General features: G+C 44.9%; 17 protein-coding genes. 9 read left to right on the top strand and 8 right to left on the bottom strand.

The window, feature by feature from the left end:
• On the bottom strand, positions 1–183 hold the full coding sequence (gene rpmF, locus TRQ2_RS04125) for a 50S ribosomal protein L32 (protein WP_004082761.1): 183 nt from the start codon (positions 181–183) through the stop codon (positions 1–3).
• 3 nt (positions 184–186) lie between these two features.
• On the bottom strand, positions 187–735 hold the full coding sequence (locus TRQ2_RS04120) for a DUF177 domain-containing protein (protein WP_012310761.1): 549 nt from the start codon (positions 733–735) through the stop codon (positions 187–189).
• A gap of 557 nt (positions 736–1292) precedes the next feature.
• Between TRQ2_RS04120 and TRQ2_RS04115 the strand changes: the two genes are divergently transcribed.
• Positions 1293–1940 (top strand): lactate utilization protein, encoded by a 648-nt coding sequence (locus tag TRQ2_RS04115; protein WP_004082766.1) that lies wholly within the window; start codon positions 1293–1295, stop codon positions 1938–1940.
• A gap of 23 nt (positions 1941–1963) precedes the next feature.
• Here TRQ2_RS04115 and TRQ2_RS04110 read toward each other — a convergent pair whose 3' ends face one another.
• Positions 1964–3835 (bottom strand): DUF4914 family protein, encoded by a 1872-nt coding sequence (locus tag TRQ2_RS04110; RefSeq protein WP_004082768.1) that lies wholly within the window; start codon positions 3833–3835, stop codon positions 1964–1966.
• A gap of 197 nt (positions 3836–4032) precedes the next feature.
• Between TRQ2_RS04110 and pheA the strand changes: the two genes are divergently transcribed.
• Positions 4033–5691, top strand: coding sequence for a prephenate dehydratase (pheA, locus tag TRQ2_RS04105; RefSeq protein ID WP_012310760.1), 1659 nt, complete (start codon positions 4033–4035; stop codon positions 5689–5691).
• Positions 5692–5707: 16 nt separating this feature from the next.
• On the opposite strand, the gene TRQ2_RS04100 is transcribed toward pheA, so the two are convergent.
• Both TRQ2_RS04100 and TRQ2_RS04095 read right to left on the bottom strand, forming a co-directional pair.
• The gene (locus TRQ2_RS04100; protein ID WP_012310759.1) at positions 5708–7012 is read right to left on the bottom strand and encodes an alkaline phosphatase; all 1305 of its coding nucleotides are present in this window, start codon (positions 7010–7012) and stop codon (positions 5708–5710) included.
• Positions 7013–7104: 92 nt separating this feature from the next.
• Entirely contained in the window at positions 7105–7554 is a 450-nt protein-coding gene (locus TRQ2_RS04095) for a flavin reductase family protein (RefSeq protein WP_012310758.1), read from the bottom strand.
• Positions 7555–7605: 51 nt separating this feature from the next.
• On the opposite strand from TRQ2_RS04095, the gene TRQ2_RS04090 reads away from it, so the two are divergent.
• Positions 7606–7851, top strand: coding sequence for a DUF370 domain-containing protein (locus tag TRQ2_RS04090; RefSeq protein WP_004082776.1), 246 nt, complete (start codon positions 7606–7608; stop codon positions 7849–7851).
• On the top strand, positions 7848–8729 hold the full coding sequence (gene lgt / locus TRQ2_RS04085) for a prolipoprotein diacylglyceryl transferase (protein WP_011943360.1): 882 nt from the start codon (positions 7848–7850) through the stop codon (positions 8727–8729). The genes TRQ2_RS04090 and lgt overlap by 4 nt, the downstream gene beginning before the upstream one ends.
• On the opposite strand, the gene rdgB is transcribed toward lgt, so the two are convergent.
• Positions 8677–9267: an RdgB/HAM1 family non-canonical purine NTP pyrophosphatase gene (gene rdgB, locus TRQ2_RS04080; protein ID WP_004082779.1), complete on the bottom strand. Its 591-nt coding sequence runs from the start codon at positions 9265–9267 to the stop codon at positions 8677–8679. The two genes, lgt and rdgB, sit on opposite strands and share 53 nt — an antisense overlap.
• 117 nt (positions 9268–9384) lie before the next feature.
• On the opposite strand from rdgB, the gene TRQ2_RS04075 reads away from it, so the two are divergent.
• From TRQ2_RS04075 to TRQ2_RS04055, 5 genes are read left to right on the top strand one after another with little or no spacing between them, the layout of a single operon-like run.
• Positions 9385–9930 carry a bifunctional nuclease family protein gene (locus TRQ2_RS04075; RefSeq protein WP_004082781.1) on the top strand — a complete coding sequence of 182 codons (546 nt, stop codon included), beginning with the start codon at positions 9385–9387 and terminating at the stop codon, positions 9928–9930.
• A complete protein-coding gene (locus TRQ2_RS04070) occupies positions 9911–10729 on the top strand; it encodes a polyprenyl synthetase family protein (RefSeq protein ID WP_012310757.1) in 819 nt (272 codons plus the stop codon). The genes TRQ2_RS04075 and TRQ2_RS04070 overlap by 20 nt, the downstream gene beginning before the upstream one ends.
• On the top strand, positions 10726–13041 hold the full coding sequence (locus TRQ2_RS04065; RefSeq protein WP_012310756.1) for an alpha/beta fold hydrolase: 2316 nt from the start codon (positions 10726–10728) through the stop codon (positions 13039–13041). Before TRQ2_RS04070 ends, TRQ2_RS04065 begins: the two co-directional genes overlap by 4 nt.
• The gene (locus TRQ2_RS04060; protein WP_038033289.1) at positions 13020–13856 is read left to right on the top strand and encodes a tol-pal system YbgF family protein; all 837 of its coding nucleotides are present in this window, start codon (positions 13020–13022) and stop codon (positions 13854–13856) included. Before TRQ2_RS04065 ends, TRQ2_RS04060 begins: the two co-directional genes overlap by 22 nt.
• A gap of 2 nt (positions 13857–13858) precedes the next feature.
• The gene (locus TRQ2_RS04055; protein WP_012310754.1) at positions 13859–14647 is read left to right on the top strand and encodes a DUF368 domain-containing protein; all 789 of its coding nucleotides are present in this window, start codon (positions 13859–13861) and stop codon (positions 14645–14647) included.
• Here TRQ2_RS04055 and ruvA read toward each other — a convergent pair.
• Both ruvA and TRQ2_RS04045 read right to left on the bottom strand, forming a co-directional pair.
• Positions 14624–15190 (bottom strand): Holliday junction branch migration protein RuvA, encoded by a 567-nt coding sequence (ruvA, locus tag TRQ2_RS04050; protein ID WP_012310753.1) that lies wholly within the window; start codon positions 15188–15190, stop codon positions 14624–14626. The genes TRQ2_RS04055 and ruvA overlap by 24 nt on opposite strands.
• Entirely contained in the window at positions 15187–16479 is a 1293-nt protein-coding gene (locus TRQ2_RS04045) for a folylpolyglutamate synthase/dihydrofolate synthase family protein (RefSeq protein ID WP_148186749.1), read from the bottom strand. Before TRQ2_RS04045 ends, ruvA begins: the two co-directional genes overlap by 4 nt.
• Positions 16480–16486: the final 7 nt, after the last annotated feature.

The following is a 16486-nucleotide window of genomic DNA, read 5'->3' as shown; positions in this document are numbered from 1 at the left end:
TCACTCCGATATCTCAAGCACCTGTTTTCCTTTGTAGTAACCGCAGTGTAGACAGACCCTGTGTGGCATCTTGTATTCTCCACAGTTTGGACACTTTTCAAGAGGCACGCTTATCGCTCTGTAGATCTTCGCTCTCTTGTGATGAGTTCTCGATCTGGACCTCTTTTGCTTTGGAACAGCCATCTTTTATACCTCCTCGTTTTTGAGTTTATTTTTTAACTCGGCAAGGATTTCGAATCTGCTGTCAACCACAGGAATTTTATCACATTTATGATCGGGCTCTTCATTCAAATTGGCACCGCAGTAGGGACACAACCCTTTGCAGTCCGGTTTGCACAGAACTTTTTCTGGAACGGCGACCACTATTGCTTCAATGATTCTTTCCGACAGATCGAATTCCGTTTCATGATAGTATATGATGTTTTTCAAAGATTCAAGTTTCTCTTCTTTTACATTTTTTCTCATGCTTTCCGGTAGATAAAGAGCTTCTATAACTCCACTTATTTCGACACGAGCGGGTTCAAGACATCTGGCACAGGGGTGTTCTATTGCCGTGTGAACGTATCCACCGACTGTAAAACCATCTTTCGTTTTTGCAACGACCATTTTCACCTGAACAGGTTCCAGGAATCTACAAAAGCCAACATCGAGTTCTATACCGTCTTTCTCAAAAATGCCTTCTAGAAAGAATCGCTTCTTTTTTTCTATTTCCGAGAGCTCTACCTTCCAGTTCATTTTTTTACCACCTCTTTTCAGATCAATTATACTGCTATTATTAGTAGTAGTAAATAATAGGGGACGCAGGTGGTAGGTTTCGAGTATTGAAATTTTTGAACAAGCTTCTGATGAGGTTTTTAATAATGTCTGCAACTTACCACCCGGGTGGTAGGTAAGTGGTAGGTAAGTGGTAGGTTTCTCTGAAATCGGCTTGGATACTGGATTTTAGGTGGTAGGTTTTCTGCAACGCTCATTAAAAGGACGTTGTAGAATCTTGAATCTGAACGGTAATATTGTTTGTAAAGACTAAAATAGTCTATTGATGAGAGCTTCAGAAACCTACCACCCTGAAGTTGTCCTAAAATGGTCAATACAGAGTTTGGTGGTAGGTTTGCTTTGCATATATTCAGTTTCATGCAATTGTTCGTCAATTTAATACAATATACGGTATGTAATTAAAAATCAGATACTACAAAATGTATACAAAACCTACCACCAAACCTACCATTTTAGTTTCAGTTAATAAGATTTTCTCTATAAATCACACAAATTCGACAAAAAGGAGGTATAGAGTTATGAGCTTGAGAGAGGAACTATGGCTATGGAAAAAAGAGAAACTCGCAGAGCACGTGGCTAACAACTTAAGAAAAAAGAAACATGAGGTATGGATTGCTCGTGATCGTGAAGAAATTCTTGAGAGAGTGAAAGAGCTTATCCCGGAGGGTGCAACGGTATCGGCTGGTGGTTCCCTCACCCTGGCAGATACAGGTGTGATTGAACTTTTGCGCAGCGGCAGGTACAACTTCCTTGACAGGGCAGCTGCCAAAACGAGGGAGGAAGTGGAGGAGATATACAGAAAGAGTTTCTGGGCCGACTATTACTTCACCAGTGTGAATGCCATAACGGAAGATGGAAAATTGGTCTTTCTCGATGGGAACGGTAACAGGGTAGCCGCCGTTGTTTTTGGACCAAAAAACGTGGTTGTGATAGCGAGTGTGAACAAGGTGGTGAAAGACGTAGAGGAGGCGAGAGAAAGGCTGAGATACATCTCTCCGATGAATTCGAAACGACTGAATCTGGAAACACCGTGCACAAAAACAGGATTCTGTGCAGACTGTTCTTCTCCTCAGAGGATCTGTGACTACTTTCTGGTAGTGGAATCTGGGGTGAGACAGCCGGGAAGGTTCAAGGTGATTCTGACGCTGGAAGACTTCGGACTTTAAAAAAGCGGGGAATTCTCCCCGCTTTAAAAATTCATCGGTATGATCTTGAGATAGTCATCGAGAGATCCGTCGTCGAGACAGCACTGGATGATTTCTCTTCCCACGGGATTCAGGTCTTCGGTCAGGAATTTTTTCAGTTCTCTCTTGAAGAAGTCTTTCAACTCTTGGGCACCTTTTTCATAAGCTTCCTCACCTACTTCGGATTGCAAGTGTGGCTGCAGAAGTTCTTTCGGAATGGTGTTTCCTTCGATCTTCATCTCTTTGAGAGAAAAACCGAGGAGCGAACATTTCGATGGAACGAGCTGGTCTGGTCTGAATCTGACGCCGCCCCTCCTTGAGAGATACTCTCTTGCAATCCACTCCGGCATGAACCCTACTTTGTAAGCGCCGATGTACTGATTTGGTACGAGGATGTATCTTGTCTCTGGTGTATCTATGATCTGTTCGAGAAGAATGTTAGCGAGTCTTACCATTTTTCCAGAAGAGAAGGGCCAGAAGGATCCTACTCCTTCGCTGGTCATACCTTTGGTGCTGACAATGCTTGGATTTGCGTGTCCTCTTGGTGCTACCAGTCTCCAGAGCCATGCCAGCGCAGGGGGCAGAATCTGCATCAAACCCACGATCCCGTACGTTGGTTTTTCTTTCGTGCAAGGAGGAGTTCTCACTCCAAAGCTTCTCACATCCACTTTCACGGGTTCGGAAACCGCGTTCTTCATAAAACGTTTCGGTATGATGACACGCGGGTTCGGACATGGTTTTCCTGGCTCATCTTCGATGTGTTCCCAGATCAATGCGGTTGAGTTTGGAACGGCGTAGATGTTGAGGAATATGAGCGGTTCAGGTGGATGTATGGTCAGCCTTTCCAGATCCGGAGCGCTTCCGTATTCTGTTATGTGGTCGACCCTTATGAACCATCCAGCTTCCGCGTCTTTGGCCACGAGTTTCTTTCCCGTCTGGAGCTTTGGATGGCACATAAACATGTCATCCGCTACAGGCATGAGTACACAGGATTGTTTCAGTTCCATATAGAATTTTTCACCGGTCACAATGTTTTCGGCGAGCTTTATTCTTCCATCCGGTTCTCTGTGTATCTCTTCGAGGATTTCACTCTTTCCTCCTCCGCTTGCTCCTTCATGCATGATCACGAGCTCGTTTTCGTAGGGTGTGATAACCTTCACTGCAGATGCGTGCGCGGTGACCCATTTTTCTTTCTCGCCTACGTGGAGAAGAAATCCATAGACTCCTTTCTTGGCGCTGGGACCTGGATAAAGATTGTAGGAGAAGATCTCGTAGTGGGAGTTGTGTCTGTAGTGGACGACCACCTGTTTGCCGTCGAAGTGTGTGTGTCTGAAAGGCGGGGCTAAGAACATGTAGAGTTTGGGTTTGAAATTCTCGGGGACTTCGCTGGCCGGTACGAAGAACTGGAGATCGGCAAGACCGCCGACGAAGAACCCGGCGTTTTTGGGGGCTATCAGAACGGCAGGATATCCGTAATCGTATCCACCGGCCATGAAAGGTAGCAGGATCAACTCCTGTTTTTTCAGCCACTCGAAGGTTTCCTGTCGAATAGGTTCGAATTCTTTTCCGAATCTTTCTCTGAAACGCGGCTTGTCCGTTTCCAGATTGTCACCAACTACGAGTGCGTTTGGGTCTCTTCGTCTCATGTAGGGTTCGGGGTAATTGACCACCAGACCATTTTTACAGCGGGTAACTGTTGCTTCGACCACGAAGCCTTTGCCAGGAACTTCGTAGCCTACTTCGAAAAGGTCTCTACCGGCTATGGCAAGGTCAAGTATTTCTTTTCTGCTCTCTGGTATTATTATCTCGGGGGCGTTTTCTATGATATCTCTAACTTCGTCAGAAAACACGAATCTGTCGAGAATAGCTGTTTTCACTTTATCACCCCTCCACGATATGGTGTTCAAGCCAGATTATACCACGCATCATTATGTAATAATTATGTGTGAATTCAAATTTCCTTATACGTAATTTGAAGTTTCCTTTAATAGAACCAACGAAAAAGCGATTGATGATTAAAAATTCCGTGTTGTAGAATATTTTGAGAGATCAGAGTTCAAGGAGGTAGGATAATTTGAAAGTTTATGTTTCCGGGAAAGGAACTCTTATGGACGCTTTGAGAAAGGAACTGGAAGATTCAGAGTGGCAGCTTTCCGAATCGATTGAAGACGCGGGTCTCATCGTCTCGAGTGAGATTCTCGAGATATTATCTTCGAATCAGAGAATCGTTGATCTCTATCCCATCAAGGAAAAATCAATTCCGTTTTATAAGGAAGAATCGATTCGTTTTGCAAGCATCTTTCCGGTCTTTCACGGAGAATTCGCTTACTCTGAGTTTTATGTTGTTGAGAAGGTCTCCGATGAAGCAATCGAGAATTTTCTTGATTTTCTGAGAAAATTGGGTGTTGTGTTAAAGGACGTGTTATGGGATGATTATGTGAAACTTCTGGACAGGTCGTGTGCTGTTTTCTATCTTGGCTCAGCGTTTCGGGATCCCTTTTTGATCGATCACGTTTCTCATCTTCTTTCTTGGGAGGAAGAGAAGGAATCGTTTCTGAGACGGGGGAAAGAAGTCATTGCAAACCTCAGCGAAGGAAGTACTCCTGAAGAGACACCCAACATCGTCTCAAAAGTCCTCGCTGCTTTGAGAGATCCTTCCAATATCACTGAGATGAGGCACAAAATCAGGTTGATAGATTTCATACTGCTCAGGTTTATCGAAGAGAGAATGAAAGTGGCAAGAGATGTCGCAAGGGAAAAGAAAAAGACAGACTCTCCCATCGATATAAGGGATATAGAAGAACAGAAGATAAAGGAGATTCTAGACAGAACAGACCTCAATCCTGTTAGAATGAGACGCATATTCGAGGAGATAATGAAACTTGCCAAAGAAGAAGAGTACAGATTACTTGGAATTTCCAGGACGGTGGCAGTGCTGGGGCCCATGGGAAGTTTCAGTGATGAGATGGCCATGAAACTGATAGGTTCAAGAATACCCCTGAAGTACTGTTCCACAACTGACGAGATCATAGAAATGGTGGAAAAAGGTGAGGTAGATTATGGAATCGTGCCTATTGAGAATTCCACCTACGGGACAGTCATCCCTGTACTGGACGCCTTGCTCAACCACGAAGTAGAGGTGTTTGGCGAGGCAAAGCTCGAGATACACCACTGTCTCGTGTCAAAGAAAAAACTGGATCTGAAGGAGATAAAAAGGATCTACTCTCATCCCCAGGCCATATCTCAGTCTCTTGGATTCATCAACACGTACCTTTCGCACGCTGAGATTCGGTACACTTCTTCGACGAGCGACGCTGTGAACCTCCTGGATGACGAATCCGCTGCCATCATGTCAGAGAGTGCTGCAAAGATGTATGGGTTACTCATATTGCGGAGGAGCATTCAGGACTTGAAAGAAAAGAATATAACGAGGTTCTACATCATAAGAAGGAAAACAGGAAAGATGGAAGGGAAATACACCTCCCTTTTCTTTGGAGTTCAGGACAGACCGGGCTCTTTGAAGGCAGTTCTGGATATCTTCGCAAGCAGAGGAATAAACCTCAGAAAGCTGGAGTCAAGGCCCGCAAGGACGTTCTTGGGAGATTACGTGTTCTTTGTGGAAGTTGAGGCACCTTTGAAAGAAGAGGATATTAGGGACCTGGAAAAGGTCACGGCGTTTTACAAGATCATAGGTGTGTTTGATGAGGTAGAAGAGCTCGATGTGTTCAAATGAGGGGGCAGATCGCCCCTCATTTCGTTACGGGTTCTTTCAGAAGTGGATATTGAAGAGAGTACCCTGTGAGTTTCATTATGATCCTTGGAATCTCGGTGTTGTCGAGAAATCCGGTGAAGTTTTCGGCACCCGGACCAAAAGCGAAGATGGGAACGGGAGTTCCTGAATGTGTTGTGGTGGTCCACCCAACGCTAACCTTTTCTCCCAGGATCCTTCCAAGTTCGATCTTTGGATTTTTGGACATGGAAATCCTGTTCAGATCCTCATCAGAAAGAGTCAAACCGAAATACTCTTCGATGGCCTTTTTGAATTTCTCTTGATCTTTTGGAGAGTAATTTGCCATGATCCAGTCCGTTGTTTTTTTGAAGTTTCTGATTTTGTCCACATCTACTCTGTAGTCGCCCGAAGAAAGCCCTAATCCACCCGTTTCGTGGTCGGCAGTTACAATGACGAGGGTGTCTCCCCTCTTGAGGGCGAAATCAAGCGCCACCTGAACGGCTTTGTCGAATTCCTTGACTTCTTTCCAGACCCCGTAGATGTCGTTATCGTGGGCTTCCCAGTCTATCTGGGAGCCTTCCACCATGAGGAAGAAGGGTTCATCATCTTTCGACAGTATCTCGAGCACTTTTTCCACCATTTCATAGAGCATCGGCTGCTCCTTTCTGCTACTTGCAGGATCCAGGTGACTTGGTGCAAAGAGAGCGAGTATTTTATCTGAATCCGCGGAGATTTTTGAGAGTTCCTCTCTGGTTTTCACGTATATATACCCTTTTTCTTTTGCAAGTTCAATCAAGTTGAGGTTGTCATCTCGTTTTCCACCGAGATCCTTGGGAAGAAAGTTTGCCCAACCTCCCCCCATCACCACATCGACTGTTTCATTCTCAACGAGTTGTCTTGCTATTTCGTTCTCTTCATCTCTACTTTTAACGTGTGCGTAGAAAGCAGCCGGCGTCGCATGTGTTACTCTGCAGGTAACAACGATACCCGTTCGAACTCCGTAGGTCTTTGCCACTTCGAAGATAGTGGGTACCACCGTTCCATCGGGGAGAATGTTGATCATACCGTTGTTCGTTTTGAACCCCGATGCCAGCGCTGTGCCCGCTGCTGCGGAATCAGTCACCCAGCTGTTTGCGGAGTGTGTCTTCACAAGTCCGATGTAAGGAGTCTTCATGAGCGAGAGTGGTCTTCCTTCGAGCATGCTGGTGAGATAGACTTGAGAAAGACCCATACCATCTCCAATGAAATAGATAACGTTTTTCACCTGAGAAAAAACGAGCGCGACCAGCAGGGAAATCAGTATCAGCGTAAAAAGCCTTTTCATCCTCGATCACCTCCCGCCTCCAGTGTACGGGGACTTTTTTCGAGCTGTTTTAAGAAACGTGAAAAAATAAAGGCAGGGGCGAGCCCTGCCTTTCACAACAGTTCGTGTTCTCCGAATATGAGAGGAGGCTCATCTTTCAGTGCTTTCTGCCTTCGCACAGTTCCGATGTAGACGATGTGATCCCCCGCTTCAAACTGTCCAGTCTTGTCGCACTCAATGTAAGCGATTGTTCCTTCTGGAATGGGAAGGTTCCCTTCGCTCATCGTGTAGGGATATTTTTTGAATTTGTCTGTGTTTCTGCCAGAAACAGTTCCGAAGTATTCAGCTATTTCTTTTGCGTCTTTTCCGAGAATGCACACAGCAAAGGAATCTGTCCTGTCCATGAGTTCTCTTGTGTATCTGGTTTTTCCTATCGAAACGGCCACCATGGGAGGTTGCCAGGAAACTCTCGTCACCCACGCTACAGTGATCCCGTTGAGTTTCCCTTCCACGTTCACGGTTACTATAGCGGTCGAGGTGTAAAGTTTTCCCAGAGCATCCATTATTTCACCCCCCTAAAAAATGGTATCATACTCACTGTGGGGGGTGGAAAAGTGAGTTTTGTTTCCTTTGGAAGAAAGGTGTTTCTTCCAAGAGAAAGAGTGATAGCCGTTATGCCTATCAGTACTTCTGTGGAAAAGAGGCTCAAGAACGTGGATTTTTACGCGAACAAAATAATAAACGCGACGTTTGGAAAACAAGCAAGAACCGCGGTAGTTATGGATAGTGGACATGTTGTACTCATTCCTACCAGATACAAAATAGCACTGAGGGTTATCTGGGGGCGGAGAAGAAAATGAAAAAAATCCTCGCCTTTCTCTCAATTGCTGCTGGATCGACGCTTTTCTTCGTTTTTCTGTTTATTTTTCTATCAAAGGTTTTCAGCGGAGAAATTCTGCTCAGCAGGTACATATTTCGAATCGGCGGTTTTGAACTCAGATGGTATTCCACTTTGATCCTCACGGGCTTTTTGATCAGCTACTTTGTGGCAAGAAAGAGAGCGAAGAATGAAGGCATAAACTTGGAAGAATTCGATGAGCTCATTTTCTATGGAGTGATAGCCGGTATTGTTGGAGCGCGCCTTTATTATGTCTTGTTCAATTTGAAGTATTACAGAAGTTTGTGGGATGCTTTGAAGATCTGGGAAGGAGGACTTGCCATACATGGAGCTGTGATTGGTGCTCTTCTCACAGGCTTCTTGTATGTTCGATTGAAAAAGCCTTCCTTCACTTTTTTGCAGGCAACAGACTTGTTCACCTCCGTATTGCCGCTGGGGCAGGCGATAGGAAGATGGGGAAACTTCTTCAACTACGAGGCATTCGGTGTTCCCACGAACCTTCCGTGGAAAATGTTTGTGCCAGAGCCCTACAGACCCGTTGTGTACAAAGATTATTCCTTTTTTCATCCTACGTTTCTTTATGAGTCCATATGGGATCTGCTGGTGTTTTTCATGTTGAGTGTTTATTTCAAAAGGTACAGGAAAAGGCACGGCGAAGTAACGTGCCTCTATTTTGTCCTCTACTCACTTGGAAGAATCGTGATAGAGAGATTGAGGGTCGATAGCCTCATGATTGGAAACATAAAAGCTGCTCAGCTGCTGAGTGCCGTGCTGATTCTCCTGGGATTCACCGGTTTTCTGATTCTAAGATCTTCTCAAGAACCGAAAAGAGCTTTCTGAAGGCCTTTGATCTGTGACTGATTTTTTCTTTGAGATGAGGAATTTCGCCGAAGGTCTTATCGTATCCATCCGGTATGAAGAACGGATCGTATCCGAAACCGCCTGTCCCTCTTATTTCGTTGGCTATTCGGCCTTCTACTCTGTCTTCAACAGAAATAAGGGTGTTTTCCACAGGATCGAAAAAGGTAGCACTGCACACGAAAGCAGCTCTTCTATCTTTTCCTTCAAGCATCTTCAGTATGGTTCTCATCTTCTCTTTGTAGGAATGTTCCTCCATGAACCGGGCAGACATGACACCGGGGAATCCTCCCAGGGAATAGATGACCAGTCCGGAATCGTCCGCCATCACAGGATGTTTGAGTTTTTTCCCGTAGACCACGGCCTTTTTCACGGAGTTTTCCAGAAACGTTTCACCGTCCTCGACTACTTCGATTTTTTCGGGAGAGGGCAGAATCTCCATCCATTCTGGAGCGATCATCTTTATTTCTTCAACTTTGTGCGGATTCGTCGTTGCAAGGTAGACGGTCAGTTTTTTCATGTTCTCTTCCCCCTTTCAAATAGGATTCTACAGGAACTGGTTGGTTCCTTTTTCGTATTGAAATTTAGTTGTAAAATAAAGTCTGGTGCGGAGTGTTTCAGAAAGGAGGGAACTGTCTTGAGGAAGGCATGGGTGAAGACTCTGGCGCTCGATAGAGTGAGTAACACGCCAGTAGTTATTCTCGGCATTGAAGGTACAAATAGAGTGCTTCCCATCTGGATAGGAGCGTGTGAAGGGCATGCTCTGGCCCTCGCGATGGAGAAGATGGAGTTTCCGCGTCCTCTGACTCACGATCTCCTTTTGAGTGTTCTTGAATCTCTCGAAGCACGCGTGGATAAGGTGATCATTCACTCTTTGAAGGATAACACCTTCTACGCAACCCTCGTGATAAGAGATCTCACGTACACGGACGAGGAAGATGAAGAGGCTGCTTTGATAGATATCGATTCCAGACCTTCCGATGCGATCATACTCGCTGTGAAGACCGGGGCACCCATTTTCGTATCGGACAATCTGGTGGAGAAACACTCTATCGAGTTGGAAGTAAACGAAACACAGGACGAGGAAGAGGAATTCAAGAAGTTCGTTGAAAATCTGAACATAGATACGTTCAAACAGATGATAGAAAAGAAGAGGGAAGAAGATGAAGAAGGAGAAAGTTGAAGAAAGAATACGCGAGATTTTGAGGCCTGGATGGGATCTTCTCACAGAAGAAGCCATGCTGTACTCCGCGACGGTTGGAGGAAAGAGGATCCGTCCTCTCCTCGTCTTGACACTGGGTGAGGATTTGGGAGTGGAAGAGGAAAAGCTTCTCGATGTGGCGGTGGCCGTTGAACTCTTTCACACGGCTTCTCTGATACACGATGATCTTCCCCCAATAGATAACGCGGATTTTCGAAGAGGGAAGCCTTCTTGTCATAGGACCTATGGTGAAGATATCGCCCTTCTTGCGGGAGATGGTCTGTTCTTCCTCGCTTTTTCTCAGATATCTAAAATCGGAAATTCAAAGATTTTTGAAGAGTTTTCGGAAACGGCCTACAAACTTCTTTTGGGGGAAGCGATGGATGTGGAATTCGAAAGAAGAAAGATGGAAATCTCGCAGGAGATGGTGGAGAGAATGTACGCTTTCAAAACGGGAGCGCTATTTGCTTTCTGTTTCTCAGCTCCATTTATCCTGAAAGGAAAGGATCACACCAAGATGAAACTCCTCGGAGAGAAGTTCGGGGTGGCTTTCCAGATATACGACGATCTGAAAGACATTCTTGGGTCTTTCGAAAAGGTGGGAAAGGACCTCGGAAAAGACACAGAAAAAGTGACGCTTGTGAAAAAGGTGGGGATTCAGAAAGCTCGTGAGATGGCCGATAAGTATTATGAAGAAGTTTTGAAAGGTATCGAATCAGAAGGTCTCTTTCGCACGCTGTTTCTTCTGAAAGAACTCAAACAGATGGTGGAGGAGAGATGAGTTTTTTAAAAAAACTCCTAGAAATTGTTTTGAAAAGGAAGATTCTGTTTTTTACCCTGGTGTTTATAAGCATAACGGTGTTTTTCCTTCTGATCTTTTTTCAAAAAGAAGGCTCCTTGAAGATTGGAAAAGAAGGAGCGGAATCTGGTTTTATCAATTTGAGGGTGGAGATACCACCTGGAGCTTTTGGAAAACAAAAGGTTTTGAAAATCACGAGGCTTTCCGATGAAGAAAGAAAGCTTTATCCGGATGTGTTCGTGGGAGATCTTTACAGGGTGGAATTTGCGGACGGCGTAGATGAGTTTGCTCTGAAACCGATACGTCTCAAATACTATTTCGACGCCAAATACCTCAGAGGGGAGAATTACAACAATCTCACCTTTGCGTACGCGACAGAGGATGGTGGATACCGTATCATTCCCGGATCGATGATAGGAAAGGACGAAAGAGGATATTATGTGGAGGCCTTCACGTACCATCTTTCCGTTTTTGGAGTGGTTTTGAGATCGGCCGGTTTTCAAAAACATGGGATAAGGCTTCTGAGGGAAGCTGTGAACAGCTCCGGGCCAGCTGTTCTTCTGGTACCTGGAGAAGATCCTACCTTTGAAGGTGTCGTTAAGGACAACAACATATGGGAGACGATTTTCCCCGACAGAACGATCATGACGTACGAATACGCCCTTTATGAACCGCGTTCCCTGGCTTACAGTGAGATGTACAGAAGCTTCATAGAAAAAGAAGGAAGAAGAAGCTTCATTGACTTCGAATCGGATTTTCTCTCCCAAGAGATCTTGAAATATTCACAGTACGAGTTCGACATCCTTGCACATGGAACGGGTGGACTGATCGTCTTGAGGATGCTGCAACGTCATCCTGAGGTGAACAACGTCAGAAAAGTCGTTCTTCTTTCAACGCCGGTTCAGGGTACCAACGTGGTGAATCCCCTCTACTTCTCTTCTATCTTCTACGGCAAAGACCCAGAGGTGTTGGAAGACATATTCGGAATAGAGTGGACGAAGCTGAAGATGTTGACATTGCACATCAGAAATCTCATAGACACCCTGGGTGAGGTGGTGCAGGAAATCCTTCCGGATTCTCAACTTGTGAAAGAACTCAGGGAATTTGCAAGAAACGATGTGGAAATAGTATCCATCTGTGGAGACACACCGCCTTACGGAGTTGATGTGTCCGGAACGGAACTTGAGAGGTTCTATCCGGAGTTCGTGAAAGGAAAAGGAGATGGTTTCGTTTCCATTCAGTCCTGTCGGGTGGGTAAAGTTGAGCAGTTGAGCGGGAATTTTTACGATCTCTATTCCCGTGAGGAGAACGTAGCCTACATAAGAAAACTTTTGAAGTACGAGGTTCAGGTTTTTTCCGGTTTCAGGAGCGATGATTACGAGGAATACCTTCCATCGAAAAACCCGGAGCTCTCTGAGGAAAGTGTTCAAAAGGTTGTTGAAGCTAAAGAGACGAAAGGTACTGAACTTTCTGTGCTGCCAGTTAAGATTCTCTTTGAAAACTTTTTAGAACGGATCAGGTCTCTGGAGCTTTCTTCCTATTTGTCTGGAGCCCTGGTGGGTAAGGAAGTCTACATCGCTACCGAGTCGGGAGTTTTTGCCTGGGACAAGAAAGTTTTCGACAAGAAAATAGAGTTTTTTAAAAAGGTAGAAGATTACGCGTCGTTCGTAGATGAAGGCGACATTTTCATAGTGGACAACATAGGAATAAAGAAATACGCACCCTTTCCTCTTGTCGGTGATATCAGTGATGCTCTGATAACAAGGAATGCGATTATCTATGCCAGAGTGGTTCCGGGTGGTGTGAGGTACTATCTTTTCAGGAATGGAGCGGAAAAACTTCTCGCTACCTCTCCCGGTACAACGGTTCGAATGAAATCAGAGAATGGAAACTACCTTCTCATAACGGATGGAGAGGTTGTTGCAATAGGTTCGGATTTCAAGGAGAAAGGAAGAGTGTTAAGTTCTCTGTTCGGAGAGAAGGTGAAAATAGTAGATGCTTCTTTCAAAGACGATGCGTTCTATATTTTGCTCAACGATGGATCTATCGCCTTCGTTTCCAGCAGCAGATCGGAAACAAAAAATTACGGTCTCACTGTTCCAAAAAAGGTCCTGAACTTTCAGGGCAGGATACTGGTTGTTTACGATGGCGTCATTCTGGATCTTTCTGCTGGAAAAGCTCAGCGGTTCGACAGGGGGATCATCGATGTGTTCCCGGGGAACGAGGGTCTTTTCATTGTGTTTGATGAGAAGGTGAGAGTATCGGTAGAAGAGTGGCGGTTGTCAAAGGATTGATTTTGATTTTCATCTTGCTTTCTCTTGTTTCTGTTGCCAATGATCTCTATTCCAATGCTTTGAGTGCATACCTCGAAGGTGACTACAGAAGGGCACTCGAACTTTTTGAGAATGCGCTTCGAGAGGATCCAACCATTGAAGAAAGAGATTCCCTTGTGAAACTGAAAATGGGAATCTGTGCCTACGCAATAGGTGACTACGAGAAAGCCCGTGCTTACCTTTCAAATTTTCCGGATAACGTAGTGGCACAAGAAATTCTGAAAAGATTGAGTGTCCCGGAAGAGGTCTGGAAAAAATATATAGAAACCGGGAAGGCAGGTTCTGAATCAAAAAAGGTTGAAGCTACAAAGAGTATCCCTTTCTGGCTGCCGATGGTTGTTTCTGCTGCCACCTTCTTATCAGTTTTCTTTCTTCAAAGGTTCTTGATGAAACGCCTGGCGATGCGCTCTGAGAAGAAATCCAGTGTTGCTAAAGAGACTCCAGAAGTTGTTGAGGAACTGCCAGAGGGTACCGTCGAAGGGATTCCGGAGGAGAAACCAAGTGAAGCCTTTGCGGAAAAACTCGATTTTCTGGAAGAACTCCTCGGTAAAGTTCAGGAATCTAATCGTGAAGAATATGTAGATGTCGATGAGGTGAAAAACAGAGCCAGAGAAATTCTCGAAAATTCAGAGGAGATACCAGATGATCTCACGGCAGAAGAAGTGAACCTTGATGTGGAAGAAGTCATCAAAGAGTTGGAAGAGAAAGAAGCGTACGATGAAGAGGATGCAAGGAAGCTAGTTCTTGTGGCCAAGAATAAACTCAGGGAGGAATGAAGGTGTGGTTCTTCTTTTCAGGTGTTCTTATGGGAATAGCGAACGTGGTACCGGGTGTCAGCGGTGGTACAATCGCCGTTCTCATGGGTATCTATGAGAAACTGATAGAATCGGTGAATTCTTTTTTTCATGGAAATTCGAAATCTCTGAAGGTGCTGATACCTGTGGGAACAGGTGTTTTGGTGGGAGTATTTGGTATAGCGCGCTTCTTAGAAATCTCCCTTTCGAAGTATCCGATTCCAACACATTTCTTTTTTTTGGGACTCGTCATCGTTAGCTTTGTGAAAACAAAGGAGTATTTCTCGATCAAACCTGTGAACATATTCTTCGTCTTGCTTGGAATGTTTTTGATTTTTATGTTGCATTTTTCAGGTGGAACAACTGCAAAAGAAAACATGTTCCTTCTCGTCTTGGCGGGTTTCGTAGCGGCGATGGCCATGGTAGTGCCCGGTATCAGTGGTTCGCTGATCCTTCTGATTTTCGGTGTTTACGATCACGTTCTTTATCTGGTTTCGCACCTGATAATTGGTGAGCTTCTGATATTCTCCATCGGAGTTGTCGCCGGAATTCTTGTCTCCGTAAAGATCATGAACTTTCTTTTGAAAAGATTCCGGGAGGAAACTTACAGTTTCATCGGTGGGATGATTCTCGCGTCTCTCTACGAGGTCCTTCCGAAAAAGATGAATACAAACGTCGTTCTGCCATCTATCTTGAGTCTTGTACTCTCACTAACTCTTGGATTCTTTCTGCTTTACATTGAAAAGAAACTATCTGTGACTCAGAAACTTTAAAGCTTCTTTTATCAACTCGGATGTTTTCATTCCCTCTCTGTACACGTGTTTCACCGCTTCTCTTGCCTGTTTCTCCGGGTATCCCAGTGATATCAGGGCCTCTAAGGATTCATGATAGATCCTCATGTCTTTTATTCCAGCACTTTCGAATTCATCTTTCAGTTCCATCACGATCCGTTCCGCTGTTTTCTTACTGATGCCGGGAAGTTTTGAAAGGCCTTCCACGTCCTGAGAGGCGATCATTGCTACCAGTGTTTCCGCATCTTCGTTCGAGATGATCTTCAAGGCCGTTTTTGGCCCAAGCCTGGAAACCTTTGTGAGAGAAAGGAAGAGTTCCTTCTTCATCTCGTTTGAAAACCCGTAGAGGGTGATGCCATCCTGTGAAACGCTCAAAAACGTGTGGAGAAAACATTCCCCGCCTTCTTCCACTTCCTCACTGGTTTGAACATCGCAGACGATTTCAAAAACGACTCCAGATTTTGTCTCTACGAGGAGAACGTTTCCACTCTTTTTCAAAACCCTTCCAGAGATTCCCGCTATCATAGTTTCCACTCCTCATTTATCTTTCCGGTTGTCAGGAACTCCCTTACGTATCCCACCAGAAACAGTGATCCTGTAACAACTGTGTCTCCCTCACTGGATTCGATCGCTTCCAGGGGATCTTCTATGACTTCCACGTTTTTGAAGAATTTCTTTGCCGTGTCAACAAGGCTGTTCATGTCTTTCATACGAGGTGAAGGAACACAGGTGACTATGACCCTTTCGAAGATTCCGGTGTACTTTCGAAGAATGTCCTCCCGGTTCTTGTCGTCCAGAATGCCTATTACCAGGTTCAAGGGTTTGTCGTTGAAGTACAATTTCAAGCTTCTGACAAGGCTTTCCGCTCCGTGAGGGTTGTGCGCTCCATCGAGGATGTACGTCTTTCCATCTTTCTCCAGGATTTCAAATCTTCCCAGATTTTTCGCATTTTTCAAGCCTTCGCGTATTGCTTTCTCGCTCAACGGAAGTCCTGTTGCTTCAAGAGTCTTCAGGGCAACACCGGCGTTTTCTATCTGGTGAGGACCGTTCATGGTCAGGACGAGATCTTCGAAGGTGTTTTCCCCACAGTAATCGAATCTGTTTTCGTGAAGTTTCAGAGATTTAACCTTAACGGAAAAATCCTTGTCGATGACGTACATCCTTGAGCTCTTCTTTCGGGCAACATCTTCCATCACTTTGAGGGCTTCTCTTTTTCTTTCCCCTGTCACAAGGGGAACTCTTTCTTTTATTATTCCGGATTTTTCCCACGCGATCTGTTCTATGGTGTATCCCAGCGTTTTTTCGTGATCTCTGTCCACCGTGACGATGGTGGAACAAAGAGGGAACACCACGTTCGTTGCGTCCAGCCTGCCTCCAAGACCAACTTCCAGGACGGCGATGTCAACGTTTTTTTCCGCAAAGTAGAGGAAAGCCATCGCCGTTACAACTTCAAAAAAGCTTGGGGAGAATATTTCTTCTTTGTCGAGCTCGTTCAGAATCGGCTCCATTTTTTCGTAGATCTTCACCACGTCCTCTTCGGATATGTACTCTTCGTTTAACCTTATCCTTTCTCTGAACGTGCTCAGATGAGGGGAGTAATAGGATCCCACTCTGTACCCTTGAGATATCAAGATATGACTTATCATGTTCGTTACGGAACCTTTCCCATTCGTGCCACCTACGTGTATGCTTTTGTATTTCAGATGGGGATTTCCCAGTTTTGAAAGTAGCATTGAGATCCTCTCAAGACCTGGTTTCACCTTTCCCATAGGTCTTTTGTGATAGAGATATTTGAGAACTTCGAGGTATGCCATGGTCTCA

This window comes from Thermotoga sp. RQ2 (assembly GCF_000019625.1).
Classification (GTDB): domain Bacteria; phylum Thermotogota; class Thermotogae; order Thermotogales; family Thermotogaceae; genus Thermotoga; species Thermotoga maritima.
The sequence above is the reverse complement of the archived record's forward strand: the minus strand, read 5'-3'. Positions and strand labels throughout refer to the sequence as shown.

Excerpts from the sequence above, each read along its gene's own strand:
- rdgB (WP_004082779.1), bottom strand. The coding sequence starts at position 9,267 with ATGAAAAAACTGACCGTCTACCTTGCAACGACGAATCCGCACAAAGTT.
- TRQ2_RS04120 (WP_012310761.1), bottom strand. The coding sequence starts at position 735 with ATGAACTGGAAGGTAGAGCTCTCGGAAATAGAAAAAAAGAAGCGATTC.
- TRQ2_RS04100 (WP_012310759.1), bottom strand. The coding sequence starts at position 7,012 with ATGAAAAGGCTTTTTACGCTGATACTGATTTCCCTGCTGGTCGCGCTC.
- rpmF (WP_004082761.1), bottom strand. The coding sequence starts at position 183 with ATGGCTGTTCCAAAGCAAAAGAGGTCCAGATCGAGAACTCATCACAAG.
- lgt (WP_011943360.1), top strand. The coding sequence starts at position 7,848 with ATGAAAAAAATCCTCGCCTTTCTCTCAATTGCTGCTGGATCGACGCTT.
- TRQ2_RS04045 (WP_148186749.1), bottom strand. The coding sequence starts at position 16,479 with ATGGCATACCTCGAAGTTCTCAAATATCTCTATCACAAAAGACCTATG.
- TRQ2_RS04065 (WP_012310756.1), top strand. The coding sequence starts at position 10,726 with ATGAGTTTTTTAAAAAAACTCCTAGAAATTGTTTTGAAAAGGAAGATT.
- ruvA (WP_012310753.1), bottom strand. The coding sequence starts at position 15,190 with ATGATAGCGGGAATCTCTGGAAGGGTTTTGAAAAAGAGTGGAAACGTT.
- TRQ2_RS04070 (WP_012310757.1), top strand. The coding sequence starts at position 9,911 with ATGAAGAAGGAGAAAGTTGAAGAAAGAATACGCGAGATTTTGAGGCCT.
- TRQ2_RS04115 (WP_004082766.1), top strand. The coding sequence starts at position 1,293 with ATGAGCTTGAGAGAGGAACTATGGCTATGGAAAAAAGAGAAACTCGCA.
- TRQ2_RS04095 (WP_012310758.1), bottom strand. The coding sequence starts at position 7,554 with ATGGATGCTCTGGGAAAACTTTACACCTCGACCGCTATAGTAACCGTG.